The following is a 26,809-nucleotide window of genomic DNA, read 5'->3' as shown; positions in this document are numbered from 1 at the left end:
ACAACACCAAAAGAAGACATACTGAAATCGGAAAAGTACCTCCAAATCAAATATTTTATCAAAAACAAATGGCTTCTTAGAAATTAAAAATATCTTTATCCTGTCCTAAGCATTGGGAGTATCATATTTCTTTATTACAAAAAATATTTTTGAACTATCGTTCTTCAGTATCCTGATGAATAAATCCGTGATTAACAAGTTCATAAAAAACATTATAAATATGCTTATTACGCTCAAAATAATCAGGATGCTCTTTTAGAATTTTTAAAGAAAAACTCTTTATAGTTCCGGACATTCTGGGTCTGGTTGTCTTTTTAGGAAAGGTTGGTTTCTTTTTTATATTGAATTCTTCAAATTCATCTATTAATTGCTCCATAAACTCCTCACAAGTATAAAAAATTTCTGGAGTCAAAAAAGTGTTTTTGTACTGTCTTAAAAGCAGAACCAGAAAGTTATGAAAATCTAATTTATGATTGGCATAGGTATATTCTAAATGATGTTTTAGAAAAACATCAATGTATTTTATCCGTTCATGATACTGGCTTAACTTAAGAACAAACCAAAAATCAAAATCTTCATCTTCTTTAGGAATTTGTATCTTTTGATTATAATAAAATAAGCTGTCTCCGCTTGCAAAATATGATAAACGTATACTATCTTTTAGTTCTGCAGATTGTTGTATAAACTGTACTTGTTCGTTATAAGTATCTTGGTCTTCTTGATAGGTTAAAAACGGCTCACCTTTATCAATTATGATATCTTTCACATTTTTCTGTAGGTCTAGTATATGATCAATACCTATACGTGTTGATAAAAATACTTTCTTTTCAAAATTCCAAATATCCCCAATCTGAATTTCAAATAGTTTAAAATTTGTTTCCCCCATAGATGTATTCCTTGCCTTACTTCATGTAAATGACTTCAATAACTATTCCTTACTTCAACTTTTCCGTGATATTGAAGTATTAGGTATAATTACAGCCAATAATAAGAAAAAAACAAGATATACTGGGTTTTAAGCTTGTAATAATCACTATTTCTGTATGCAAATTATATGCACATGAAAAAAGGCTTTGAGAGAAGAAACTCTACAAAGCCTTGATTTTACTTGTGGTCCCACATGGGCTCGAACCATGGACCCCCTGATTATGAGTCAGGTGCTCTAACCAGCTGAGCTATAGGACCCCGAAACGGACGGCAAATTTAAGTAATTATATAAACAAGGCAAACATTTTTCTGTATTTTATTTAGAAAGTTTTTCTTGTTAGAAAGTGACCACTATAGTAGATCGGTAGGATCCGTTTTATTTTCTAGGATTAAGAAACAATATTTTGACAAAGCTCTACCAGCACCCCATGTGTAGTTTTAGGATGTACAAAAGCTACAAGTTTATGATCCGCTCCTTTTTTTGGAGTTGTATTGATTAATTGAAAGCCTTCATTTTCTAATCGATCTAATTCTTGCACTATATTATCTACATCAAAAGCGATATGATGGATACCTTCTCCTTTTTTAGCAATAAATTTTGCAATAGGTCCTTCCTCATGAGTACTTGCCAATAACTCAATTTTACTATCTCCCACCTTAAAGAAAGAGGTGATCACCGCTTCGCTTTCTACAGCCTCTTTTTTATAAGGAGGAACCCCCAGTAATTTTTGATATACATCATTTGCCGTATCGATATCTTTTACTGCAATACCTATATGTTCTATTTTATTAATATGATTCATCTATTTGATATTTTGCGTTTATAAATGTACAATTTAGAAATAGATAACGGATTTTGATGGGAAATAAAATAATAAACGGATAATTGTCTATTTTTGTAGCCATGGAAACAAATAGACAGAAAAAAATAGGTGGTGTATTACAAAAGGATGTGGCAGATGTGATACAACATGCATTACGTGAGGCGGGAGTACAAGGAATTTTGGTTTCTGTAACGAAAGTGAGTGTAACGACAGATTTATCGATCGCCAAAGTATATATGAGTGTTTTTCCTAATAAAGAAGGTGCCAAAGTACTGGAGGAAGTAAACGCTGTTAAATCGCAAATTAAGCATCAGGTAGCACAGCGAACTAAACATCAATTAAGGCGTATGCCAGAGCTATCCTTTTTTATAGATGATTCGCTGGAGTATATTGATAATATTGATAAAGCGATAAAGGGAAAAGAGAATCCGATCCAGAATCCTGATTTATTACCACGCCTTAAAAAGAAATAACTTTTATTCCTTTATCTTTATTTCAAAATTAGATTTATTCAGATTGCTTAATTTTCAATACATACCTTGAACTTCTCTTATTACATTGCAAAACGCTATTTATTCTCCCCAGGGAGTAGTAATGCAATTAATATAATTACCGGCATCGCGGCTTGTGGTGTTGTTATTGGATCGATGGCTTTGTTTATTGTATTATCCGGTTTTGCGGGGCTAAAGGATTTTAGTCTTCGGTTTTCTTCTTATTTTGATCCCGATCTTAAGATTTTTCCGGTAAGTGGCAAGACTTTTACGTATACAGATGCTCACAAAGAAAAACTGAAGCAACTAGGAGGGGTAGCTCATTTTTCTGAAATTATCGAAGAGCGTGTCTTTTTAGAGTTCAAAGACAAACAAAAAACCGCTTTTGTAAAAGGGGTAGCTCCTGCCTATTCTAAGGTAATTTATACCGATAGTATTTTATCATATGGTACTTGGTTGACAGGCAATAATGCTCAGATTGTAGCAGGTGCTGGTATTAGTATGGAGTTAGGCATGGGGGTAGAGCAGGTATACACTAATTTTCTGAATATTTATGTTCCAAAACCAGGTACAGGAATTCCGAATGATCCTGCTAAGGCTTTCAGAAAAAAAACGGCTGTGAATATAGGAGTGTATTCTGTAAATGAAGATCTGGATAATACTTATATCTTTTCTACACTCGAATTAGCAAGAGATTTATTACAATTACCGGAAGACCGGGTTACTCATATCGAATTGAAATTGTCTCCTGATGCTGATGAAAAGGTGGTAGCTGACGCCTTGCAATCGATATTTGACCATCAGATAGTTATAAAAAACAGGGAGCAACTAAATGATACGTTGTATAAAATGCTTAATACAGAAAACCTGGCCTCTTATCTGGTAGTTACTTTAATCGCCATTATTGCATTATTTAATGTAGCAGGTGCCATCATTATGATGATTATTGATAAGAAAAATAATATCAAAACATTGTATAATCTGGGTGCTACCTTATATAAAATAAGAGCCATATTTTTATTTCAGGGCTCTTTAATGACCGTGTTAGGAGCATCCTTGGGATTGCTTTTAGGTTTTATCATTATTACATTACAACAAAAGTTAGGACTTTTAATGATCACGCCCTCCTTGCCATATCCTACACGAATCACTGCGGTTAGTTTTATAGTTGTATTCCTTACTATTACGGTCATAGGATGTGTTGCATCCTTGCTAGCTTCGAGTAGAATAAATAAACGTCTAGTAAAGGCTCCTTAATTTTAAAGTATTGCAAGCAGAGACGTGCAAGATATCCCCTTGCGCTTAATACTTTGTATCAGATTTAAGCAAACTCAAACCCTGCAAATTTTTTCTCGATTTCATCAAATACATCAAATACATCGATAGCATCATCGCTGGTTACCATTTTCATTCGGTACTCTTTAAAATGAGGGATTCCTTTAAAGTAATTTGTATAATGTCTTCTGGTTTCAAACACGCCTAATTTTTCTCCTTTCCAATCAATTGCCATTTGCAGATGTCTGCGCGCAGCGACCACTCGTTCTTTTAGTGTAGGTGGAGGTAAGTGTTCTCCGGTTTTAAAAAAGTGTTTCACCTCTTTAAAAAACCAAGGATATCCAATGGTTGCACGACCGATCATAGCGCCGTCAAGACCAAATTCATCTCTCATTGCTACGGCACGTTCCGGAGTGTCTACATCGCCATTGCCAAAAACAGGAATGTGCATTCTTTGATTATTTTTTACATCAGCAATGGGTTTCCAGTTCGCGTTACCCTTATACATTTGTGCTCTGGTACGCCCATGGATAGCAATTGCTTTTGCTCCAACATCTTGTAATCGCTCTGCTACTTCAACTATTTTAATAGAGGCGTCATCCCAACCCAATCGAGTTTTTATAGTAACAGGTAGTTTAGTGTGTTTTACCATGGCTTCTGTTAAAGAAACCATTAGATCAATATCTTTTAGAATTCCGGCACCTGCACCTTTGCTCACCACCTTTTTTACAGGACACCCAAAATTAATATCAATAATATCCGGTTTAGAGGCTTCTACAATCTCCACCGATTTTAACATAGAATCCAGATTCGCACCAAAAATCTGAATACCGACCGGACGTTCTTTTTCATAGATATCCAGTTTCATCACACTTTTTGCAGCATCACGAATTAGTCCTTCGCTCGAAATAAATTCTGTGTATACGACATCAGCTCCCTGCTCCTTGCATAATGCTCTAAAAGGAGGATCACTTACATCTTCCATCGGTGCTAATAACAAAGGAAATTCTCCTACATCTATGTCTCCTATTTTTGCCACTATGTATATGTGTTAAATTACAGTTTGTGATTTCGTGAACAAAAATACAAATTCTTTATGATCTGTAAATTTTAAAAATCATAGTTGCTTTTTAATCTATAGAATCCCCAGAGACTTTGCCGTGGGTGTAGCTAATGAAACCAGCATATAGATGCTTAAAACTTATAAAAACAGTTTTGTTTTTTAGCTCTTGTAATAAAGTGATCTTGCTTCTGATACCTTGTGCCCTTGGGTTGAGGTACTTCATTTACTGGTGTGTCTTATTGATTCGCTATGTGTATTATTCATTTTAATTGTATATTTACCTATAATTAATATGCTCGTGCTGTTTTAAAATTTAGGAAACTAAGTCATTAAAAATGCTCCATAAAAAAAGCACTAATGTCTAAGCTACCTAAAAATCATCAATTTATCGACCTCTCGGATTACGGAAGATCACCAGCCAGATTTATCGCTAATTCGCTAAAGAATACTAATTGCACTCCTATCCATGTTACTATAGCATTTATTATTTCTGGAATGATGGCTATTGCTTGTATGGTATATGGTTATTTCTGGGCTGCTGCTTTCTTCTTAATTTTTAAATCTATTCTGGATGCTGCTGATGGTGAGCTGGCGAGAGTAAAAAACACACCTTCATACACGGGGCGCTATTTTGACTCCGTAGCGGATATCATATTGAATCTTTTTATTTTCATTGCACTTTGGCAAATTACTAATGCTAATCTGGGGTATACTATTTTTGCTTTTTTAAGTATACAATTGCAGGGTACGTTGTATAATTATTATTATGTGATTTTAAGAAATCAGGTGAATGGAGATACGACCAGCAGGGTTTTTGAAAACGAAATACCTATTGCTATGAAAGGAGAGAAGCAAACAACCGTGAATATACTATTTGCCTGTTATAAAGCGCTGTACGGGATCTTTGATAAAATAATTTATATATTGGATAGTAATGCTTCTGAAAGTAAGTATCTGCCAAAATGGTTGATGACCGGGGTATCAACTTTTGGCCTGGGCTTTCAACTTTTAATCATAAGTGGGATGTTAGTACTAGGATGGAAAGAGTATATAATTCCATTTTTTATCAGCTATTCTATTATGATATTAGTTTTTATTGGTATCCGAAAATTATTATAACAAACACATTATTAGATCAGGGTAAGAGATACCCATAAAAAATCAATTATATTTGCATTCTCCTTTCTTGCATACTAGTACGGTATGAGCAATGAGAGTGCTATTCGCTGGGAGTTATCAGTGGGTATAATGTACAGCAAGACTTGGAGGAGACAGGTGTATCCTACTAATCGAATTGAAGAAAAAGAATGAAGAACATACGAAATTTTTGCATTATTGCACATATAGATCATGGTAAGAGTACACTTGCGGATCGATTGTTAGACTTTACAGGATCTGTAACGGCTCGTGAGGCGCAGGCACAATTACTGGATAGCATGGATCTGGAACGTGAACGTGGTATTACGATCAAAAGTCATGCAATACAGATGGAGTATACATATAAAGGAGAAGAATATATTCTCAATCTTATTGATACTCCGGGGCATGTGGATTTTTCTTATGAAGTTTCTCGTTCCATTGCGGCTTGCGAAGGTGCTCTGTTAATTGTAGATGCAGCTCAAAGCATACAAGCACAGACAATTTCTAACTTATACCTGGCATTAGAAAATGATCTGGAGATTATTCCGGTATTAAATAAAGTAGATTTACCAAGTGCCAATCCAGAAGAGGTAACTGATGATATTGTAGATCTTTTAGGTTGTGATGCAGAAGAAGTGATTCCTGCCAGTGCTAAAACAGGTATTGGGATCGAAGAAATTCTTACAGCAATCATAGAGCGAGTTCCCGCTCCGGAAGGAAATCCAGAAGAGCCGCTACAGGCGCTGATCTTTGATTCTGTCTATAATTCTTTCAGAGGGGTAGAGACTTATTTTAAAGTGGTTAATGGAGAGATCAAAAAAGGACAGCAAATTAAGTTTGTAGCTACCGGAAAAACTTATTTTGCCGATGAGGTAGGAACTTTAAAATTAAATCAGGTTGTCAAGAAAACCATAAAAACTGGTGATGTAGGTTATTTAATCACAGGGATAAAAGATGCACGGGATGTAAAGGTAGGAGATACGATTACAGATGCTAAAACCCCTACACAAAATGCCATCGCTGGTTTTGAAGATGTGAAACCGATGGTATTTGCAGGGATCTATCCTGTAGATACAGAGGATTATGAAGAACTGCGTTCTTCTATGGAAAAATTACAATTAAATGATGCATCCTTAGTATTCTTACCAGAGAGTTCAGCAGCACTGGGCTTTGGTTTTAGATGTGGTTTCTTAGGAATGTTGCACATGGAAATTATCCAGGAGCGACTAGAGCGAGAGTTTAATATGACCGTGATTACTACGGTACCCAATGTGTCATATCATGCATTTACTAATAAAAATCCTGATGATATTATTATTGTAAATAATCCATCAGATTTGCCGGAGCCATCTTCTTTAAATCGTGTGGAGGAACCGTTTATTAAGGCTTCTATAATTACCAAAGCTGATTTTGTAGGATCAGTAATGTCATTATGTATTGAAAAACGTGGTGAGATTACTAATCAGACCTATCTGACTACAGAACGTGTAGAGCTGACTTTTGATATGCCATTAGCAGAAATTGTTTTTGATTTTTATGATCGTTTAAAAACGGTGTCTAAAGGGTATGCTTCTTTTGATTATGCACCTATCGGTATGCGGGAATCAAAACTGGTAAAGGTTGATTTATTGCTTAATGGAAGTATTGTGGATGCTCTTTCTGCATTATTACATAAAGATAATGCTTACGGAATTGGTAAAAAAATCTGTGAGAAATTAAAAGAACTGATCCCACGTCAACAATTTGATATTCCAATTCAGGCAGCTATTGGAGCTAAGTTTATAGCCCGTGAAACAGTAAAAGCATTACGTAAAGATGTAACAGCAAAGTGTTATGGAGGTGATATCTCGCGTAAACGTAAATTACTGGAAAAGCAGAAAAAAGGGAAGAAACGTATGCGTCAGGTAGGAAATGTAGAAATTCCACAGGAAGCATTTATGGCCGTGTTAAAATTGAATGATTAAGGTGTAAAAAACTAATTATAAAAAAACGTATTTGGTTTTTCTGAGACAGTCTTTTTAAACACCAAATGTTGCTTTTTTAGCTTCAATCATCTTGGCTAACATGTATTCTACGCCTTGATTGTTGTTACTTTTAGTAGTGTATTTAGCGACTGCTTTTACATTAGGATGTGCGTTTTCCATAGCGAAGCTATATGATGCCTGATCCATCATCTCCAGGTCATTATTATAGTCTCCAAAAACCATAGTTTCTTTTATTGATATATCTAAGCGCTCTTGCAATTGCTTGAGTGCATTTCCTTTATGGGCATTGATATGAGATAAATCTAACCAGATTTCTCCTGATACTTTTACTTTTAATCGGTTTTCGAGATGTTTTAATGCGGGATACAGGTATTTTTCTGCACCTTTTTGATTGCAAATAGCAATTTTAAGGTATTGGTCGTCTATTACTTTTGATAAGTCTTTTACGATCTCATATTTCCCAAAATATTCTTTAAATATATTCTCAAAACCTTCACCATGATCCAATGCATATCCTTTTTTTCTGCCACATAAGATTACCTGAGATCCTTCTAAATCCTTAGTAGCTTCCAGTAGTTCTAAATAGGTTTCTCTGTCAATATCTGTAGTTTGTAACTCCTTACCTCGTTGCATCGTTAGTGCTCCATTTTCTGCAATAACGATAATATCGTTTTTAATAGGAGCAAGCTTATGAATAATGCTATAATATTGTCGTCCGCTGGCAGCTACAAAAGTGACTCCTAACTCCTGAAGCTCTTCAAAAAGCTCAAAAAAATGAGCGCTTACTTCTTCTTTGGCATTAAGCAGAGTACCATCCATATCTGTGGCAACCAATTTTATTTTAGATAAATCCATAGCAATAAAAATTAAGTGGCAAAGGTATTGGAGTGAGATTGATTACGGATCGTTATTACTGTAAAATTTATATTAAATTGGTGTTTCAGTAACCAAACCCATCAAAAGCGATGCAATTTTATCAAAAAGAAATACAGCTAGAACGATATGAACGCGGATTTCATCTAATTACACAAGATGTTTTGTCTAGGGTTCCGGAGATTCAACAAATAGCTGTTGGTCAATTACAAGTTTTTATCAAACATACATCTGCAAGCTTAACGATTAATGAAAACGCAGATCCTACCGTACGAATAGATTTTGAAAGTCAGATTAATGCCATGATTCCTGAAAACGAATCTTATTATACACATACGTATGAAGGGCCAGACGATATGCCGGCACATATTAAAGCGTCTTTACTAGGTGCATCTGTACAGATACCAATCACTGATGGTCAACTTAATTTAGGCATCTGGCAAGGAATATATCTATGTGAGCATAGAAATAACGGCGGACAGAGAAGGTTAGTCGTTACTGCTTTTGGGAATTCTTAAAAACTTTACTGTTTTTATCTTAAATCCAACTACTCCATGGAATTCGAGACAACATAAGAATCCATGCCAACGTATAAAATATAGCTAATTTCTTAAACTTGGGTGTAGAGGTCAACTTCTTTTTATGTTTAGAATAGCCCATAGTAATAAATACAACAGTAAGAATCATCACCGTAGGGTGTTCTACATTATACAATCTTAATAGAGGATCTTTCATAATCTGACCTACCGCAACATCACTAAACCACATAACTTTTGGAGATACAAAAAAGATAATAATTCCTATTAGCAATTGTAGGTGAGTAACAATTAAAGCAAAAAGTGATATTCTAAAATCTTTAGGACTGTATTCTTTTTTAGCAAGAAAACCAATTAGTGCATTGATAGTTGCCAGTGTAACAACAAGAACAACAAGATACGCCCAATAAGAATGAACAATTTGAATCGCTTCGTACATAGTGATGTGTTTAGTTTAGACCAAAGGTACATATTATGTATAAAAAAACCTCATTCGTTTAAACGAATGAGGTTTTTAAGATAGTCAAATTGCTTCTAATTATTAGAAATTATAGCTTATACTAGCGTTCCAAGTTCTTCCGATACCTAGAAAATATCCAAAATTATTTAACTGATTTATATAAGGTGAATTAAATACATTTTTAACATTTCCTCTAAAAATAATTTTATCATCACCAAAGTTAAGTTTATATGTAATACCAGCATCTACAAGATCGTAAGATGGTAATCTTTCTGCTTGATATGTTTCTCCATCTATAGATGCGGTTGCCACGTCTTCAGGATCTACAAAACCATATAAACCTGTATAAATATTGTAATCAGTATCGATGGATAGATTATCAGTTATGTTGAAGTATCCTCCAATACCAAAAGACGATTGTGGTGCATTACCAACTTTAGTTCCTGTTAAAGGAATCTCTCCTGATTCTATTATGGTAGCGGTTTGGTCATTTGCTAAAGTAAATGGAGAGTCTCCTTCAAATTTCCAATTACCTAAGGAACCATAGCCTCTTAGTGTTAAATTTCCATTATTTGGTTTGTATTCAAAATCAAATTCTAAACCTTGATGAATTTGTCCAACACTAGTCAGTCTATAAGTTGTAAAATCACCATTATCAAGTTCTGGACCACTAAAAGTTAAGAAACGATTTGCCCAATCTGTTCTATAAATATCTATATTTAATCTAAAATTTTTACCCTTAAAACGGTATCCTGCTTCAATACCAGTAATTTCTTCATTATCGACTCCTGGTTCAACTAGGTCGTTAGAGTTTCTGATATCTGAAAATACATTATCCAAGTAAGGTTGGCGAGAAAAGAAACCTGCGTTTCCAAAAACAGCATGTTTTTCATTAAAATTATAAGAAAGTCCTCCTTTTATATTATATCCAATTTTATTAAGCTTTTCTGATTTGCCTAAGCCATTTCCAGTTCCTGTAAAACGACCAGTTCTTTGGTAAGATTGTGTCGATAATGCTGCTTGAACAAATACTGCGAACTTTTCTGTAGAGTACTCTGCTTGACCAAAACCACCTAGATAGTTAATATTTTCTGAGTAATCGAATTGTGTTCTATTCGCTTCATCAGCAAAATTAAATAAGGATGCCCATGGATCAGCCTCATAAGTCTCAGTAAATACATAATCATCAGGTCTCTGATCATTATTAAAATTATCTACAAATCCAGTAAGCCCTAATAAATTATTTACTTGTCTAAAATGGTCCCCCTTGTATAATCTACCATCAAAACCAAGGTTAAAAGTCCAATTCTCTTCTAGTTCAATGTTAAGACTAGAAAGTAACCCATACCAATTATGGTTGTTAACTGAAGATCTTCTGATATAAGAATCCCCAAAGTTTCCAAATCCATTACTATCTGATGTTGCAATATTATTTTCTACTATTTGATCAAAATCAATTTGACCTATATCATTTCTTACTCGATTACTACTACTACCTAGGTTTCCAGTTCCACCACCACGTCCCCAAGATGCGTATAATACTGTTGATAAATCAAGTTGTTCATTAATATCAAAATCCCAGTTTAAGTTGGCAACTGGTTTATGGTAATAATTTCTACGTTCAGTAAACCGTTCCCCATCTAAAAAACCAGAATTATCGTTGTGTTTTTCACCAAATTGTTCATAATTTTCAAGATCATCAGAGAAGTTTTGATCGTGGTATTGCGGTGCACCTGTTATTAAAAAGTTGAAGGTGTTTCTATCATTAGGTTTATACCCAACGGAAAACAAGTAGTTTTGTCCTTGACCTTCTGTGCCTATAGCGTATTTTCTATGTGCTTGCCAATGATCTACTAAAACTGAAAATGCCCAACCTTTATCGTTAAGTCCAGAATTGTAACTTGCTGTACTCTTAAAATAGCTATCATTACCACCTAATAATCTTAAATAACCACCTTGTTTTTGATCGGTAGTTTTAGATATAATATTTACAGTACCCCCAACAGATGAAATCGCCAGTTTAGAAGACCCTAATCCACGCTGTATCTGAACTGCGTTAGCAACATCAGACATCCCAGCCCAATTGGACCAGAAAACTCTACCATCTTCAGGGCTATTAATAGGTTGCCCATTTAATAAATATGCTGTGTTAGTATCATCAAAACCTCTTAAGAAAACCTGACTATCACCAAAACCACCGGCTTGATTGGCAACATAAACAGAAGGTGTATTCTTCATAGTTTCTGTAAATTCAACATTTCCAGCTGCTTTTAACTGAATATCTTCTCCTTTTATGGTAGATACAGCAATTGGTGTTTTTCTGTCTTCTGCTAAATCAACAATTCCTGTTCCTACAATAATAATTTCTTCCAGAGAATTATCAAGCGATAAATTAATAATTCCTAAATCCTGATCTCCATTAGTAACATCGAATGCAATATTTCTAGAACCAAAACCCACATAGGTAATATTAATTTTTCCTGTAGCATTATTAGTTTTGATTGAGAATTTTCCATCAAAATCAGAAGAAGCTCCATTGCTGGTTCCTAATTCTACAATGTTTGCTCCCGGAAGTGGTCCGTTAGTAGAAGCATCATAAATTGTTCCCGTTACTGTCCCCTGTGCGTAGCCGATTGAAGCCGCTGCAAAAAGGAATACAACAAATAAAAGTGTAATCTTTTTCATTATAGCTAATTGAGTTAATTGTTTGATGCAAAAGAACAAATCTTTACACAGAAAATGTTATCTTAATGTTAAGAATTATCAAGAAGATTTCCACAAATTGTGGATAAACCGTAATGGCATAATAAACTCATTTAAAGCTATTTATAAATAATTAAGAGATAGACAATTGTTAATTTTTTAACTTAGGTATCTTTTTAACAATGTTTTTGTTGATGAATCATGCTCAGAAATCTGCGTATTATTGATTTCTGACAGAATATTTGTAGCTAATTGCTTACCTAATTCTACTCCCCATTGATCGTAACTAAAAATGTTCCAAATGACACCCTGAACAAAAATACGTTGCTCATACATGGAGATTAATGCTCCCAGACTCTTTGGGGTTAATTTGTCTATCAGAAGAGTAGTCGTTGGTTTATTGCCAGTAAATATTTTAAAAGGTATTAATTCGCGTAATTTTTCTTCTGAAAGGTTTTTGGATTTTAAATCTTGTGTGACTTCTGCTTCGGTTTTTCCATTCATTAAAGCTTCTGTCTGAGCAAAGAAATTAGCCATTAACTTGTCATGGTGATCTTTGTCATTAAATAGAGAGTGTTTAAAACCTATAAACTCAGCAGGAATTAATTTAGTACCCTGATGAATGAGTTGAAAAAATGCGTGTTGTGCATTAGTGCCGGGTTCTCCCCAGATAATAGTTCCTGTTTGATAATCAACAGGATTACCAATACGATCTACACTTTTACCATTACTTTCCATAATTCCTTGCTGAAGATAAGCCGGTAATCTATGTAAGTATTGAGAGTATGGGATGATAGCTTCACTCTCTGCTTCAAAAAAGTTATTATACCAAACGCTAAGTAATCCCAGGATCACCGGGATATTGTCCTCAAAGCTAGTGGCTCTAAAATGATCATCCATGTCGTGAGCTCCTTCTAATAAGGCCTCAAAGTTTGTATAACCTATAGAAAGACTGATGGATAATCCTACAGCACTCCATAAGGAGAATCGACCTCCTACCCAATCCCACAATGGAAAAATATTATTTTCTGCAATCCCAAATTTTGTGACATTAGGGATGTTACTGGAAACGGCTACAAAATGTTTGCTTACAGCTTCTGCTGAAGCTTGTTCTATAAACCAGCTTCTTGCAGTGGTTGCATTAGAAAGTGTTTCTTGTGTGGTAAATGTCTTAGAAACAATTACAAACAAGGTGGTTTCTGGGTTTAACGCTTTTAAACTTTGATGCACATGATCTCCATCTACATTAGATATATAATGTACGTGTAGGTGATTTTTGTAGTATGCTAATGATTCTGTAATCATAGCAGGTCCCAGATCTGATCCTCCAATACCAATATTGACAATATCAGTAAATGGTTTACCAGTATGACCTTTTAGTGTTCCATCAATTACAGTGTCACAAAACCCACTTATTTTTTTCTTTACTTCAGTAACCTCTGGTATAACATTAGTTCCATCAATCTGGATATGATGGCTGGAAGGCGCTCTTAATGCAGTGTGTAAAACAGCTCTTTCTTCGGTTTTATTGATGATATCTCCTTCAAAATAACTTTTAATGGCTTCCTCTAGTTTTACTTCTTTGGCGAGATCTATTAACAGGCGTTTGGTGGTTTCATCTATTCTGTTTTTAGAATAATCAACATAAAAATCTTTCCATGCTACAGAGAATGTAGCTGCACGTTCTGGAGATTCTGCAAACAAATCTTTGAGATGTGTGTCTTTTATATTTTGGTAATGTGCTTGTAATGCTTTCCAGGCTTTTGTGGTCGTAGGGTTGATAGTTGGTAATGCCATATGATTATAATATTTCTGGTTCCTCTTCTGGCTCCGGTTCAAAAAGTGTGGAGTCTAATTTGGTTTTTAAGGGATTGATATGTTCGAAAAAAGCAGGTTGCATTTCTTCTGATAAAGGTTTAGATGATGGTAAGTCTTCTTTAAAGGGATCTACTTCTTTACCATTTTTCCAAAATCGGTAACATACATGAGGTCCACCTGTATTACCTGTCATACCGATATAGCCGATGACATCGCCTTGTCTTACATATTCTCCTACTTTTACCGCCTGTTTACTCATGTGTAAATACTGGGTGTCATAGGTAGCATTATGTCTTATTTTTACATATTTCCCATTTCCTCCTCTTCGTTCTGATTTAGTAACAGTGCCGTCTGCTGTTGCGAGAATAGGGGTTCCTATAGGTGCAGCAAAATCAGTACCCCGATGTGGTCTGATTTTATTACCATAATATTTTATCCTTCTTTTAAGGTTATATCTGGAAGAGATTCTGCTGAACTGTACAGGTGCTGTTAAAAACGCACGTCGTAAATTGTTTGCTTCGTGATCAAAATAATCTGAGGAGTTATTAATAGTGTCATCCTCAAACTGAAAAGCATAGAGCGGTTTGCTGCGATGCTCAAAATAAGAAGCTTTTATTTCTCCAATTCCGGCAGGAATTGTATCATTAATAAATTTTTCTGTGTAGATCACTTTAAATTGGTCACCTGCCTGAAGTCTGGTAAAATCAATAGTCCAGGCATAGATGTCTGCCATTTTATAAGCGACAAGAAAACTAAGATTCATATCATCAAAAGTTTGAGATAGATTGCTTTGTATGGTGCCTACTGCTATTTTCTCTACAATTTTTACAGGTTTTGTTCTTTTTGTAGCGGTGATACTATCTCTAAAATCTACTACGGTGTATTCTATCTGGTTTTGTTGGTATACAAATACCTGCGCTTTTTCTGTAGTATCTTTAGACTTGAGCAGTGTATATGGCTTGCCTGCCATAATTCTGGCCACGTTAAAAGTGTCTTTGATTTTATTCGAAATTTCGAAAACTTTGGCTCTGGCAATTCCGTGGCTATCCAGAATAGCTCCGAAGCTATCTCCAGCGCGAACAGTATCTCTCACCACGGTAAAATTAGTAAGATCGTATCCGAATTCTTTAATAATCGGAGGAGGAGTTTCTTGTTCTGCTACTGCTGGTTCCGTATTTTTTGCTTGTTCCTTTTCTTGCTGACACGAAGTCAATACTACTGATATGAGTAGCATATAAAATATCTTCTTCAACTGACTCTATTTTGCGGTATTAAATAAATGAGTAACCCATTGCTGTCCCCAATTCTCTTTTTCTTCTGCACTCCAAAGATTAGGAAAAAATTGTATGCTCTGAAAACTAGGAGGTAAAAAACTTTTCCAATTGGTTCCTCCAGTTGCCAATACCTGTCCTTTATCTTTTTTAAGATATCTGTAGGCAGCACCCATATGCATTAATAACCAATTAATATTCACATTACTGTCAAAAGTACGTAATGCTTTAATAAGCTGTGCATTATTTCGCTCTTTTTCTGGTAGATCAAGATATTTATGATAAATAGTACTCTGTTTTACCTGATTAGCAATTCGCATCATTCTAGGGGTATAGCGATATTCAAACTGCTTAAGCGTTAATGTTTTTTCTCCGGTTTCAAGATCTGTTGCTCCGGATTTCCAGTATAAATGCTCATAGATGTCTTCTAAAAGATCTTGCTCTGAAAATTGAGATCGCTTTTTACTATCCACTAAATGGACTAATGGTGTAGAATAAATTTCAATCATTCTGAATTGTACGGATTGAAATCCGCTGGCAGGAAGTAAAGACATTCTGTATTTAAGAAATTGCTCTTTATCCATTCCTTTGATCATGACATCAAAGGAGTTGATCAATACTCTAAAATAGCGATTGATCCGGTCTAATTTGCCTGTAAAAAATTCGGCATTTTGTAATTTATCATCGATAATTTGCTTTTGCTCGTGGATGATAAGTTTAAAGTATAATTCTGTAATCTGATGATAAGTAATAAAAATTTCTTCATCAGGAAAGTGGGTTCTGGGAATCTGTAAACTCAATAAGGTATCCAGATGGATATAATCCCAATAGGTAAGGTAACGGTCGTGTAATAAACCATCTAGATAGGATCCCAAATCCTGTCCTGAATTCTTGAATTTTTTTTCTAATTGCTTTATTTTTTCAGCAATTTCGGGTTTGATGGATTTGTCCATTAATCAACTACAATTTTAAAGGGGTATTTAAGACCTTTAAAAGCCTCCAAATCTGCTTGTATAGAACCAACAAGAATATCGGCTTTAATTTTTACAGGCATGCGATTATCATCATCGCTTACCCATACAGTCAGGCTTTCTTCTTCTTTAAATACTCTGTCTGCTTGCACGATAGGGCGAAATTTTAAACAACGAATTTTGCCTACTTCTGAGTTAATAACCTCTTTACCTAAATAGCGTAATTTAAACAGGAAGTTTTCATTGTCAAAAAACATATTAACATATGTCTCATCGCCTTTCTTGAGCGAAGATACGTCAATATTATTTCTTAGGTAATAAAAAGAGGACATCATATCCTGAACGTTAGCCTTGATAGGATATGTTTTCTGAGTGCTCCGCTTTTTATCTATAACTAACGCTTCATTTTTTTCATAATCAAAATTAATTTCTGTGTTTTTTGTATGTCCCCCTTCATTAATCTTTCTAATAAATTTATAAGGCTTTACTTCATTTTTGTCAATGTAAGTCTCATAGTAATCCTCTACTTTAAAAAACACACTTAAAAATCCTGAGGATTCCCCAAATCCTTTAATATGATATACAGGTTTGCCGTTTAGGACTTCATCCTTAACTTCTAGAGTAGCATAACTTGCAGTAAATAATCCATAATGAATTCTAAACTTGAACCATTCACCACTGTCAAAAGATTTATGGTTTTCTTGTGCTATGGCTGTGCTAGTAATTACTAACAAAAGGAAAAGAATAGTATTTTTCATAATAGTTCAGGGTGTTGTTATACGTAACGAATATAGAATCAATTAAGTATTGGCAATTTCCATTCCAAAAATACTATTTAATATATTGAGATAAAAATGTATGCGTGACTTAAAAAAAAAGAGAGCCACCACAGCTCTCTTTTACTTTTATTAACCAACTAAAAACTTAAATTATGAGAATAATTATCGTTTTAGATATAAGCAGTAACCACTCCGCTTATACATGCAAATCTCAACATTTTTTGCATAATTATCATACGAAAACGTTTTTTTATTATGATTTTTAACAAATTTTTATGTTAAAATAGATAATTCCTCAATAATTACAACATATTAACGTATATAATCAGAATAGTGCAAAAATTAAGTACATCTTTTACCTTTTATAAAGTACCTCTTTCTTCCTGTTCTCTCTCAATGGCTTCAAAAAGTGCCTTAAAATTACCTTTTCCAAATGATTGTGCTCCTTTTCGCTGTATAATTTCAAAAAACATTGTAGGACGATCAAGAACTGGTTTGGTGAAAATTTGTAACAAATAGCCCTCATCATCTCTATCGATAAGAATCCCTAATTCTTTTAGCGGTTGTAAATCTTCATCTATTTCTCCCACTCTATCCAGCACAGTATCGTAATAAGAGGCTGGTACCGTTAAAAATTCCACACCCCGGTTTTGAAGTGCAGTCACGGTTTCTATAATATTATCAGTAGCCAGTGCCATATGTTGCACCCCAGCTCCATTATAAAAATCGATATATTCCTCTATTTGCGATTTTTTTCTTCCTTCTGCAGGCTCATTAATTGGAAATTTGATTCGTCCATTTCCATTACTCATCACTTTACTCATTAACGCGGTGTAGTCTGTAGAAATATCTTTATCATCAAAAGATACAAGTTGTGCAAAGCCCATTACCTTTGCATAGAACTCACACCATTTGTTCATTTCGTTCCAACCTACATTACCTACCATATGATCTATGTATTTGAGTCCTGTAGTTTCGGTTTTAAAAGGTTTGTTTACTATTTTATATCCTGGTAAGAAAGCTCCGTTGTAGTTTTTTCTTTCCACAAAAATATGGACTGTTTCTCCATATGTATGAATTCCTGATAATGTCACGGAACCATTTTGATCTTCTTCTGTAGTAGGTTTCATATATGATTTGGCTCCACGTTTTACCGTTTCCTCATAGCTTTTTGTAGCATCGTCCACCCATAAAGCAACTACTTTTACTCCATCTCCATGCGCATTGATATGTTTATTGATATCTCCATCCGGATGCAAAGGTGAGGTAAGCACCAATCGTATTTTATCTTGTTGTAATACATAAGATACCCGATCTTTGCTACCAGTCTCTAATCCTGCATAGGCAATCGGCTGGAAGCCCCAGGCGTTTTGGTAATAATAGGCTGCTTGTTTAGCATTACCTACATATAATTCTATGTAATCGGTTCCTAAAAGAGGTAGAAAATCTTCTGCTTGAGGAATTATTTTTTCTAAGTTTTGTGGTGTTATATTTTCAGACATAGTGTTTTGTTTTAATAATGAAAAAAATAATCTTAGGATTCTATATTAATGAAAAGATCTATTAGGTTTATAAAATTAACCAGTCTATATGGTAACTAATTTTCGTAAACTAATACGTTTATTCTAATTTACTACCTTATCATTATACTTACCACATTGCTCTAAGATGTGCAGTTATGTCTTTTCTATACTGTAACATGATGCGTCTTTTTGTTAAAAGTTACTTTTAGTATACACTCATTCATTATTCTAGCCATGATTTATGATACTCTTCATCTGCTATAGTCATTGCTTGTTTAGTGACCATTAAAGGTTTAAAAGTGTCTACCATAACCGCTAATTCATCGGTTTTGGTCTTGCCAATACTTCTTTCTACCGCCCCCGGATGTGGTCCGTGTGGAATTCCTGCAGGATGAAGTGATATGTGACCAGCATCAATATCATTTCTACTCATAAAATCTCCATCTACATAATATAAAACTTCGTCACTATCTATATTGCTATGATTATACGGAGCCGGAATACTATCCGGGTGATAATCATATAATCTGGGAACAAAGGAACACACTACAAAAGCATCGGTTTCAAATGTTTGATGTACTGGTGGTGGTTGATGTATTCTGCCTGTGATAGGTTCAAAATTGTGTATTGAGAAAGCATACGGAAAATTATAACCGTCATATCCTACCACATCAAATGGATGGGTAGCATAGATCATATCAAAAATTTCATCTTGCTTTTTTACTTTAATTAAAAAATCACCTTTTTCATCGTGAGATTCCAACTCAGAAGGAGCTCTTAAATCGCGTTCACAAAATGGAGCGTGCTCCAGCAGTTGACCAAACCAATTTCTATAGCTCTTAGGCGTATATATAGGGCGTCGGGATTCTACAATGAATAAACGATTATCTGTAGTGTCAAAATCAAGTTTGTAGATAGTTCCTCTTGGGACCAATATATAATCTCCATATTTGAAATCCAGATTTCCTAGATGACTTCTGAATTTTCCGGTACCCCTATGAATAAAAATTAATTCATCTGAATCTGTGTTTTTATAAAAATACTCGGAAGTGGACTCTTGTGGAGCGGATAGAACAATATGAACATCGCTATTAGTTAGTATAATTTTTCTGCTCTGTAGATAGTCCTTTTCAGGTGCTATTTTAAATCCGTGTAACCGGTAGGATTTAATATTATTTTTAATTGCAATTTCTGGAGCAACCGTATAGCTTTCTTTAATTTCTTTTACTTGTGTAGGTCTGTGGTGATGATATAAAATGGTAGACATTCCATCAAATCCAATAGTCCCGAATACTTGTTCATAGTATAGACTTTCGTCTGGTTTTCTAAAGATAGTGTGACGTTTAGGAGGGATAGAACCTAGTGAATGATAAAAAGGCATAATAAAGTGAGATTAAATATGAAATAATGCAGTAAAAAAGTAAATGTATGCGTTTCGCTACCGTCTATTCAGGGTTGCGTTTCATAAGATAATGAAGTTGTAATAGTAAATTTTGCCAAAATAAACTCATAATATCACAAATATCGGAATTTTTTATAACAAGTTATGTTAACGTATTCCTATTTGATTGTCAATGTATAGGGTGAAATTAATTGCATTTAATCAATAGCTTTTGAAAATAGAGTTAAAACCAAAACCCAAGACTAAAAAATAATTCACTTTCTTTAATCTCAGGAGAATAGGAGTATTTTACTTGTAACGGTCCAAGAAAAGTTTCAAGACCATATCCTAAGGCATACCCGGAGTATTCTGGTGCTTGTATCCAGACACCGGTATCAAAAATTTGATTCCCCACATTAGCATAGTTTGCAGCAAGGTTGATATGGTTATTTTGAAAGATTTCATAATCAAAGGTAAGCGCAGCTTTAGTGAAGCTATCTCCTACAATATTTAAAAAATCGTATCCATAAAATGGAATGTTATTATTAATTGTTTTTGCGCCATAACCACCAACAAAAAAATTAAGACTTCTGAAACTTTCTTCTCCAATTCTTGCACCGGCACCTAAGTTCAGATTTAGGGTCGCATTTTTGAATAGTGTAGTGGCATACCCAAAATTTGCTTTTGCAATAGTAAAATCACTATTCTCGCTATTCGGATTCGTGTTAAATGCATAAAAATTAATCTCTGAATCAAATAAAAATCCCGATGAAGGAAAATATTTATTGTCATAGCTATCAAATTTTAAATAAGAATAGCCACTCCAATAATTACTATTATCAAAAACAATTCTTGGTAACTGATCTTCATCTTCTCCTATGGTTTTAGAAATAAGTCTAAACCGTCTGTATTCTGCCCCAATGCCTAATGAAAAGGTCTGATTTAACAGAGTTTCCACATAAAATTGAGTTTTAAAATCTAAATAGTCAAGATTAATTTGATTTACTTCAATATCAGGCAATCTAAAATCTTCTTTTACTAGATCATAAGAAATATTCCTGCTAAACCGATTATAACTATTTTTTAACCCAATACTCCAGTAAAAACCTTTATCTATATAGTAGTCTAGATTATATCTTAGGTTATCACCCAGGCCGATATCAAGCGATAAAACATCGTTATTAAAAAGAAGGCTTTTTTTGGTGAAATTAACTAAAGCAGCAGTTTTATATAAATCATCATAATGCAGTGCAAAACGGAGTAATGTAGTGTTTTGAGATTCTTTTACGTTTATAAGTAAAGTTTTACCTTGTTTTTGATTGACTAAACGATGACTCACTCTATCAAAATTTCCTGTAGCTGATAGGTTGTTAATTCCTTCATATAACTTCTTATAGGTTGTTTTTTTAGGTATTTTTAGTTTTAACTTCCCATTTATATATGCTCTGGTATACCTTTTGTTTCCCATGACAACTACATTATTTATTTGTAAAGAATCCGAGAGTTCAGGAACGCTAACTGTAGGGATGGATTTTTTTTGAAGTGATGCGATGGTTCTTAATTCTTTATAATTTAGGAACGCAGCCTTTTTACCATTTGCTATGATTTCATCAGCATCATCAAAAGAGATCACTGAAAATTTACCTATTTCTGGCTTAATATATATGTCAGTTTCTGGTATTTTGGTTTTCATCGAATTTATTGTCCTAAAATTACTGATCTGTAACATAATATTGGTTGCAGAATTTAATTGATCTCTAGGCATCAAACTATCTTGTACATCAATTCCTATCACAATTTCTGCACCTCGATCTTTTATTTCTTGAATAGGGTAATTATTAGCCACACCACCATCAGTCATTAAAATACCTTTTAATTCTACAGGTGTAAAAATAGAAGGTAAAGCGGCACTTGCAGACACTGCATCAGGTAGATATCCTTTGTCTAACAAAATCTGCTCTCCAGTTTCAATATTTGTAGATATACAAAAAAAAGGAATAGGAAGTTTTTTAAAATCACGGATATGGTTTACATGAGAGGTCATTCTCGAAAACTCATTATAAAAATTTTGTCCTTTGGATAATCCCTGAGGTAATCCGATTTTAAAGTCGTCAAAAGGTAAACTAAGCGCATATTTTTCTGAATCCTCCCGTTCGTAAAAAGTCTTTGCACTACGGGGTAAGTCATCCTGAATTAAATTATTAAAATCAATATTTCGGACTAGCGTATCTAATTCTGCTGCGGTATATCCCGAGGCATACAGCGATCCGATAATGGCTCCCATACTAGTGCCTCCGATATAATCAATACGGATACCAGCTTTTTCTATTATTTTTAAAGCACCTATATGGGCAAGCCCTTTGGCTCCACCACCACTTAATACTAAACCTACTTTTATATCTTCTCCTGTTGTTACACTATCAACTTTTCTGCTTGAAGATATTTCCTGAGCATATAGATTAGGGCATACAAGAAGTATATAGATTAAAATTGCAAAGTTACGTATGTTGCATATTGTATTGAACATATGAATATTTACTCTTTTTTAGAAAGATAATAATTATATACTTTGGTTGCACGCGAGTTGCCAATTACTTCTGTTAGTTCTTTTTTAGAAGCTTCACCTATCCTTTTCACAGATCTAAAATGCGTTAATAGTTCTACGATGGTTTTTTGTCCAATACCCGGGATATCATCTAATTCTGTTTCTAATGCTGCTTTACTTCTTTTTTGTCTATGAAAAGTGATACCGAATCGATGTGCTTCGTTTCTGAGATGTTGAATTATTTTTAAAGATTCTGATTTTTTATCCAGGTATAATGGGATGGAATCTCCAGGGTAGTAGATTTCTTCTAGTCTTTTTGCAATCCCAATAATAGTGATTTTTCCTCTCAGGCCCAGATCTTCTAATGCTTTTAGACCAGATGATAATTGCCCTTTACCTCCATCTACAATCACTAATTGTGGAAGTGGTTCTTCTTCTTCCACTAATCTTTTATACCGTCTGTAGACAACCTCTTCCATAGAAGCAAAATCATTGGCGCCTTCTACTGTTTTAATATTGAATTTTCTATATTCTTTTTTACTGGGTTTACCGTTTTTAAAAACTACACAGGCAGCAACGGGATTCGTCCCCTGAATATTAGAATTGTCAAAACATTCAATATGTCTTGGTTCTTCTGGTAACCGCAAGTCTTTTTTCATTTGAGCCATCAAACGCTTTACATGTCGATCCGGATCTATTATTTTTATTTGTTTAAAACGCTCCTGACGATAGTATTTCGCATTACGGACAGATAAGTCTACAATCTTCTTTTTATCTCCCAACTGTGGGATTGTTATTTTTAGCTTTTCACCTACATCTACAGAGATAGGTACAAATATCTCTTTAGATGAAGAACCAAATCGTTGTCTTAATTCTACAATTGCTAATTCTAGTAATTCTTTATCTGTTTCTCCTAGCTTTTTTTTAATTTCTGTGGTATGAGAACGAATAATAGATCCATAAGAAAGTTGAAGAAAATTAACATATCCATATGATTCGTCAGAAATAATAGAAAACACATCTACATTGCTAATCTTTGGATTAACAATAGTAGATTTTGCTTGATAGTTCTCTAGTACTTTTATTTTCTCTTTAATTCTTTGTGCGTCTTCAAATTCCATCTTTGCTGCATGATCCATCATTTGTTTTCTGAATCGTTGCAACGAATCTTTAAAATTTCCTTTAACAAGCTCACGAATGGCTTCTATGTTTTCACGATATTCCTGCTCCTCTTGAAGCCCTTCACATCCTCCTTTACAATTCCCTAAATGATACTCCAGGCATACTTTATACTTTCCGTTATCTATTTTTTCTTTAGATAAATCGTAATTACAGGTTCTTAATTGATATAGTCCTTTAATTAAATCTAAAAGGGTATGAACGGTCTTAAAATTAGTATATGGACCAAAATATTCAGAGCCATCTTTGATTAAATTTCGAGTGGGGAATACTCTGGGAAACCTTTCTTTCTTTATACAAATCCAAGGATATGTTTTGTCATCCTTAAGCATGACATTAAAACGAGGCTGATGCTTTTTAATCAGATTATTTTCTAATAAAAGTGCATCTGTTTCTGACTCCACCACAATATGTTTAATTGTTCGGATTTTTTTTACCAGAACTCTGGTTCTATTATTGTCGTGGCTTTTTGTAAAGTAAGAATTAACCCTTTTTTTTAGGTTCTTTGCCTTGCCTATGTATAATAACCTGTCCTCCTTATCATAATATTGGTATACGCCTGGACTTGTGGGTAATGTTCTAACTTGTATGTCTAATGAAGGGTTTTGCATAAACTAAGTGTAAATTTAGTGCATTACCTTAATTATTATGCAAACATATTAGGTTTAATTATGTTAAAAAAATAGAGGAATTTTAACGATTAAAAACGGCAATTACATTGATAACAATGTCTTTTTTATTACATTCGTATCTTATCTCTTTTAATTTATTTTTTTGGAAAATCAAAAGAAAATCATAGGTAGAACCGATAAAGTGGATTTTCCGCTTTTTGAACTAAAAGATATTGACGTAAAGGTTGATACCGGTGCTTACACATCCTCTATCCATTGTAAAGAAATTAAAGAAGTGGGAGAACTGCTCGAGTGTCGTTTTCTAGACCCTACTCATCCAGAGTATAATGGAAAAAAATTTACTTTTAAGAATTACGATATTACTGCAGTAAAAAGTAGTAATGGAAAGGTTGAGATACGGTATGCTATCAAAACTAAAATCACACTATTTAATAAAACAAACCCTATAACACTTACCTTATCTTCTCGTGATGATATGCGATTTCCAGTTCTTATTGGTCGTAAATTTTTAAGCGGTAAATTTCTGGTAGATACACAATTAGAAGATCAGTCATATAATTTAAAATCCTAATGAATATTAAAATTTTATCTCGTAGTTCTAGTTTGTATTCTACTAATTCTCTTGTTCAGGCAGCATTGAAAAGAAAACATAATGTACAGGTCATAGATCCTTTGGGTTGCGATATTGTTATTGAAAAGAAAAATCCCGAGATTTATTATAAGGGCAAAAAATTAGAACACGTAGATGCTGTGATTCCCAGAATTGGATCCTCTATAACATTTTATGGTACAGCTGTAGTGCGACAATTCGAAATGATGAATGTCTTTACTACTGTATCTTCTCAGGCATTGGTAGAGTCCAGAGATAAATTAAGAAGCCTTCAAATATTATCAAAAGCCCGTTTAGGACTTCCTAAAACAGTTTTTACTAACTATTCTAAAGACGTTTCAGAAGTAATCTCGCACGTAGGAGGAGCTCCTTTAATTATCAAATTATTAGAAGGGACTCAAGGATTAGGAGTTGTATTAGCAGAGACAAAAACTGCAGCAGAATCAGTATTAGAAGCATTTAATGGCTTACAAGCACGAGTTATTGTACAAGAGTTTATAAAAGAAGCAAAAGGTGCGGATTTACGTGCATTGGTAGTAGATGGACAAGTAGTAGGTGCTATGAAAAGACAGGGTAAAGAAGGTGAATTTAGATCTAATTTGCATAGAGGTGGTAGTGCTCAGCTGATTGATTTAAGTGATGAAGAAGAAAATGCTGCTATAAAAGCAGTAAAAGCTTTAAAATTAGGGGTTGCAGGAGTAGATATGTTGCAGAGTGAGCGAGGACCGTTAATTCTTGAAGTGAATTCTTCTCCTGGATTAGAAGGTATAGAACTCGCTACAGGAAAAGATATTGCAAAAAGTATTATTCGTTTTATCGAGAGAAGTGTCTAGAAATTTATATGGTAGATAGTAAAGAAACAAATGTATTGAAAATTCTGGGAGAAGAAATCCAGATGAATACCAGTAAAACTATTAATTTTAATATTGCTGACCTATATACTTCAACCAAAGTAGAAATTCCAATAATTATAGAAAGGTCAAAAAATCCTGGACCAACCGTTTTAATAACCGGGGGGATTCATGGAGACGAAATAAATGGAGTAGAGGTAGTTCGCCAGATCATTGCTAAAAAAATTAATAAACCAGCAAGAGGCACAATTATATGTATTCCTATACTCAATGTCTTTGGGTTTTTAATGATGGATCGTTTTTTTCCGGATGGCAGGGATTTGAACAGGGTTTTTCCAGGGACTAAAAACGGATCTTTGGCAAGTCGTTTTGCCTATCAATTTGTCAATGAAATACTTCCTGTAGCAGACTTTTGTTTGGATTTTCATACAGGTGGTGGTAGTAGATTTAATGCCCCACATATCAGAGTAGATGGTAAAGATTCATCACTATTGGAGCTAGCATCTATTTTTAATGCTCCTTTTACAATGATTTCTAAAGAGTTGAGTGGTTCTTATAGAGCTACTTGTGCTAAAAAAGGAATTAAAATTTTATTGTTTGAAGGAGGTAAATCACAGAATAGTAATAAAGATATCGCAAGAGAAGGAGTTCTGGGTTCTATGCGTGTATTACAGCATTTAGAAATGTTAGATACTTCTTTTACCTTACCTTTAATAGAAAGAAGTACGATACTTATAAAGAAAACCACATGGATACGTGCTAAATTTAGTGGGTTATTACATCCTAAGGTTATATGTGGGCAACACGTATTAAAAGGAGAAAGCCTTGCTACCATAACAGATCCCTATGGAAAAATGAGATATGTAGTCAAAGCACCTAATGACGGCTATATTATTAATGTTAATGAAGCACCGATTACGTATCAAGGAGATGCGATTTTTCATATTTCGACAATGATTGATAATGGGTAGT

The 26,809-nt window shown here is 34.1% G+C and carries 22 protein-coding genes and 1 tRNA gene; 8 read left to right on the top strand and 15 right to left on the bottom strand.

Annotated features, from left to right (window positions below; all coding sequences use genetic code 11):
- Positions 1-154 precede the first annotated feature (154 nt).
- From ABD816_RS08860 to mce, 3 genes are all read right to left on the bottom strand, one after another.
- Positions 155-886: a hypothetical protein gene (locus ABD816_RS08860; RefSeq protein ID WP_344926549.1), complete on the bottom strand. Its 732-nt coding sequence runs from the start codon at positions 884-886 to the stop codon at positions 155-157.
- A 225-nt stretch (positions 887-1,111) separates the two neighbouring features.
- Positions 1,112-1,185, bottom strand: a tRNA-Ile gene (locus ABD816_RS08855).
- Between the two features lie 131 nt (positions 1,186-1,316).
- Positions 1,317-1,721 (bottom strand): methylmalonyl-CoA epimerase, encoded by a 405-nt coding sequence (gene mce, locus ABD816_RS08850; RefSeq protein ID WP_344926555.1) that lies wholly within the window; start codon positions 1,719-1,721, stop codon positions 1,317-1,319.
- A 110-nt stretch (positions 1,722-1,831) separates the two neighbouring features.
- Here mce and rbfA point away from each other — a divergent pair, with 110 nt between their 5' ends.
- Together rbfA and ABD816_RS08840 are read left to right on the top strand one after the other, a co-directional pair.
- A complete protein-coding gene (gene rbfA / locus ABD816_RS08845; RefSeq protein ID WP_344926547.1) occupies positions 1,832-2,224 on the top strand; it encodes a 30S ribosome-binding factor RbfA in 393 nt (130 codons plus the stop codon).
- Positions 2,225-2,290: 66 nt separating this feature from the next.
- A complete protein-coding gene (locus ABD816_RS08840) occupies positions 2,291-3,499 on the top strand; it encodes an ABC transporter permease (protein ID WP_344926545.1) in 1,209 nt (402 codons plus the stop codon).
- A gap of 64 nt (positions 3,500-3,563) precedes the next feature.
- Here ABD816_RS08840 and dusB read toward each other — a convergent pair whose 3' ends face one another.
- Positions 3,564-4,556 carry a tRNA dihydrouridine synthase DusB gene (gene dusB, locus ABD816_RS08835; RefSeq protein WP_344926543.1) on the bottom strand — a complete coding sequence of 331 codons (993 nt, stop codon included), beginning with the start codon at positions 4,554-4,556 and terminating at the stop codon, positions 3,564-3,566.
- Positions 4,557-4,937: 381 nt separating this feature from the next.
- On the opposite strand from dusB, the gene ABD816_RS08830 reads away from it, so the two are divergent.
- Positions 4,938-5,699, top strand: a complete 762-nt coding sequence (locus ABD816_RS08830) for a CDP-alcohol phosphatidyltransferase family protein (RefSeq protein WP_344926541.1) — start codon at positions 4,938-4,940, stop codon at positions 5,697-5,699.
- Positions 5,700-5,887: 188 nt separating this feature from the next.
- Positions 5,888-7,684: a translation elongation factor 4 gene (gene lepA, locus ABD816_RS08825; protein WP_344926539.1), complete on the top strand. Its 1,797-nt coding sequence runs from the start codon at positions 5,888-5,890 to the stop codon at positions 7,682-7,684.
- A 54-nt stretch (positions 7,685-7,738) separates the two neighbouring features.
- Here the strand turns inward: lepA and ABD816_RS08820 are convergent, their stop codons facing one another.
- Positions 7,739-8,560 carry an HAD family hydrolase gene (locus ABD816_RS08820; RefSeq protein ID WP_344926537.1) on the bottom strand — a complete coding sequence of 274 codons (822 nt, stop codon included), beginning with the start codon at positions 8,558-8,560 and terminating at the stop codon, positions 7,739-7,741.
- 110 nt (positions 8,561-8,670) lie between these two features.
- Between ABD816_RS08820 and ABD816_RS08815 the strand changes: the two genes are divergently transcribed.
- Positions 8,671-9,096 carry a secondary thiamine-phosphate synthase enzyme YjbQ gene (locus tag ABD816_RS08815; RefSeq protein ID WP_344926535.1) on the top strand — a complete coding sequence of 142 codons (426 nt, stop codon included), beginning with the start codon at positions 8,671-8,673 and terminating at the stop codon, positions 9,094-9,096.
- Between the two features lie 19 nt (positions 9,097-9,115).
- Here ABD816_RS08815 and ABD816_RS08810 read toward each other — a convergent pair whose 3' ends face one another.
- The 10 genes from ABD816_RS08810 to uvrC form a co-directional block, all read right to left on the bottom strand.
- A complete protein-coding gene (locus ABD816_RS08810) occupies positions 9,116-9,553 on the bottom strand; it encodes a hypothetical protein (protein ID WP_344926533.1) in 438 nt (145 codons plus the stop codon).
- Between the two features lie 102 nt (positions 9,554-9,655).
- Positions 9,656-12,259: a TonB-dependent receptor gene (locus ABD816_RS08805; protein ID WP_344926532.1), complete on the bottom strand. Its 2,604-nt coding sequence runs from the start codon at positions 12,257-12,259 to the stop codon at positions 9,656-9,658.
- Positions 12,260-12,436: 177 nt separating this feature from the next.
- Complete coding sequence (gene pgi, locus ABD816_RS08800; RefSeq protein WP_344926530.1) at positions 12,437-14,074, bottom strand: glucose-6-phosphate isomerase; 1,638 nt, start codon at positions 14,072-14,074, stop codon at positions 12,437-12,439.
- Positions 14,075-14,078: 4 nt separating this feature from the next.
- The gene (locus ABD816_RS08795; protein ID WP_344926528.1) at positions 14,079-15,347 is read right to left on the bottom strand and encodes a peptidoglycan DD-metalloendopeptidase family protein; all 1,269 of its coding nucleotides are present in this window, start codon (positions 15,345-15,347) and stop codon (positions 14,079-14,081) included.
- Between the two features lie 6 nt (positions 15,348-15,353).
- On the bottom strand, positions 15,354-16,319 hold the full coding sequence (locus ABD816_RS08790) for a tryptophan 2,3-dioxygenase family protein (RefSeq protein ID WP_344926526.1): 966 nt from the start codon (positions 16,317-16,319) through the stop codon (positions 15,354-15,356).
- Entirely contained in the window at positions 16,319-17,095 is a 777-nt protein-coding gene (locus ABD816_RS08785) for a DUF3108 domain-containing protein (protein WP_344926525.1), read from the bottom strand. Before ABD816_RS08785 ends, ABD816_RS08790 begins: the two co-directional genes overlap by 1 nt.
- Before the next feature lie 383 nt (positions 17,096-17,478).
- On the bottom strand, positions 17,479-18,618 hold the full coding sequence (gene hppD, locus ABD816_RS08780) for a 4-hydroxyphenylpyruvate dioxygenase (RefSeq protein WP_344926524.1): 1,140 nt from the start codon (positions 18,616-18,618) through the stop codon (positions 17,479-17,481).
- A 244-nt stretch (positions 18,619-18,862) separates the two neighbouring features.
- Entirely contained in the window at positions 18,863-20,020 is a 1,158-nt protein-coding gene (locus ABD816_RS08775; RefSeq protein WP_344926523.1) for a homogentisate 1,2-dioxygenase, read from the bottom strand.
- Between the two features lie 244 nt (positions 20,021-20,264).
- Positions 20,265-22,547 carry a patatin-like phospholipase family protein gene (locus ABD816_RS08770; protein WP_344926521.1) on the bottom strand — a complete coding sequence of 761 codons (2,283 nt, stop codon included), beginning with the start codon at positions 22,545-22,547 and terminating at the stop codon, positions 20,265-20,267.
- 8 nt (positions 22,548-22,555) lie between these two features.
- A complete protein-coding gene (gene uvrC, locus ABD816_RS08765; protein WP_344926519.1) occupies positions 22,556-24,355 on the bottom strand; it encodes an excinuclease ABC subunit UvrC in 1,800 nt (599 codons plus the stop codon).
- Positions 24,356-24,518: 163 nt separating this feature from the next.
- On the opposite strand from uvrC, the gene ABD816_RS08760 reads away from it, so the two are divergent.
- The 3 genes from ABD816_RS08760 to ABD816_RS08750 are packed head-to-tail and all read left to right on the top strand — an operon-like array spanning position 24,519 to position 26,808.
- Entirely contained in the window at positions 24,519-24,947 is a 429-nt protein-coding gene (locus tag ABD816_RS08760; protein WP_344926517.1) for an ATP-dependent zinc protease family protein, read from the top strand.
- Positions 24,947-25,819 (top strand): 30S ribosomal protein S6--L-glutamate ligase, encoded by an 873-nt coding sequence (gene rimK / locus ABD816_RS08755; protein ID WP_344926515.1) that lies wholly within the window; start codon positions 24,947-24,949, stop codon positions 25,817-25,819. Before ABD816_RS08760 ends, rimK begins: the two co-directional genes overlap by 1 nt.
- A gap of 8 nt (positions 25,820-25,827) precedes the next feature.
- Positions 25,828-26,808 carry a succinylglutamate desuccinylase/aspartoacylase family protein gene (locus tag ABD816_RS08750; RefSeq protein WP_344926514.1) on the top strand — a complete coding sequence of 327 codons (981 nt, stop codon included), beginning with the start codon at positions 25,828-25,830 and terminating at the stop codon, positions 26,806-26,808.
- The last annotated feature ends 1 nt before the right edge of the window (position 26,809 follow it).

This window comes from Aquimarina addita (genome assembly GCF_039539305.1).
Lineage (GTDB): Bacteria > Bacteroidota > Bacteroidia > Flavobacteriales > Flavobacteriaceae > Aquimarina > Aquimarina addita.
Note: the sequence above shows the minus strand (reverse complement) of the source record. Positions and strands in the feature narration are given on the sequence as shown.

Bases quoted from the DNA above. Each gene is read 5' to 3' on its own strand.
- rbfA (WP_344926547.1), top strand. From the start codon at position 1,832: ATGGAAACAAATAGACAGAAAAAAATAGGTGGTGTATTACAAAAGGAT.
- pgi (WP_344926530.1), bottom strand. From the start codon at position 14,074: ATGGCATTACCAACTATCAACCCTACGACCACAAAAGCCTGGAAAGCA.
- ABD816_RS08785 (WP_344926525.1), bottom strand. From the start codon at position 17,095: ATGAAAAATACTATTCTTTTCCTTTTGTTAGTAATTACTAGCACAGCC.
- ABD816_RS08770 (WP_344926521.1), bottom strand. From the start codon at position 22,547: ATGTTCAATACAATATGCAACATACGTAACTTTGCAATTTTAATCTAT.
- hppD (WP_344926524.1), bottom strand. From the start codon at position 18,618: ATGTCTGAAAATATAACACCACAAAACTTAGAAAAAATAATTCCTCAA.
- ABD816_RS08790 (WP_344926526.1), bottom strand. From the start codon at position 16,319: ATGGACAAATCCATCAAACCCGAAATTGCTGAAAAAATAAAGCAATTA.
- uvrC (WP_344926519.1), bottom strand. From the start codon at position 24,355: ATGCAAAACCCTTCATTAGACATACAAGTTAGAACATTACCCACAAGT.
- ABD816_RS08820 (WP_344926537.1), bottom strand. From the start codon at position 8,560: ATGGATTTATCTAAAATAAAATTGGTTGCCACAGATATGGATGGTACT.
- ABD816_RS08805 (WP_344926532.1), bottom strand. From the start codon at position 12,259: ATGAAAAAGATTACACTTTTATTTGTTGTATTCCTTTTTGCAGCGGCT.
- ABD816_RS08810 (WP_344926533.1), bottom strand. From the start codon at position 9,553: ATGTACGAAGCGATTCAAATTGTTCATTCTTATTGGGCGTATCTTGTT.
- ABD816_RS08860 (WP_344926549.1), bottom strand. From the start codon at position 886: ATGGGGGAAACAAATTTTAAACTATTTGAAATTCAGATTGGGGATATT.
- ABD816_RS08830 (WP_344926541.1), top strand. From the start codon at position 4,938: ATGTCTAAGCTACCTAAAAATCATCAATTTATCGACCTCTCGGATTAC.
- ABD816_RS08750 (WP_344926514.1), top strand. From the start codon at position 25,828: ATGGTAGATAGTAAAGAAACAAATGTATTGAAAATTCTGGGAGAAGAA.
- ABD816_RS08815 (WP_344926535.1), top strand. From the start codon at position 8,671: ATGCAATTTTATCAAAAAGAAATACAGCTAGAACGATATGAACGCGGA.
- ABD816_RS08775 (WP_344926523.1), bottom strand. From the start codon at position 20,020: ATGCCTTTTTATCATTCACTAGGTTCTATCCCTCCTAAACGTCACACT.
- rimK (WP_344926515.1), top strand. From the start codon at position 24,947: ATGAATATTAAAATTTTATCTCGTAGTTCTAGTTTGTATTCTACTAAT.
- lepA (WP_344926539.1), top strand. From the start codon at position 5,888: ATGAAGAACATACGAAATTTTTGCATTATTGCACATATAGATCATGGT.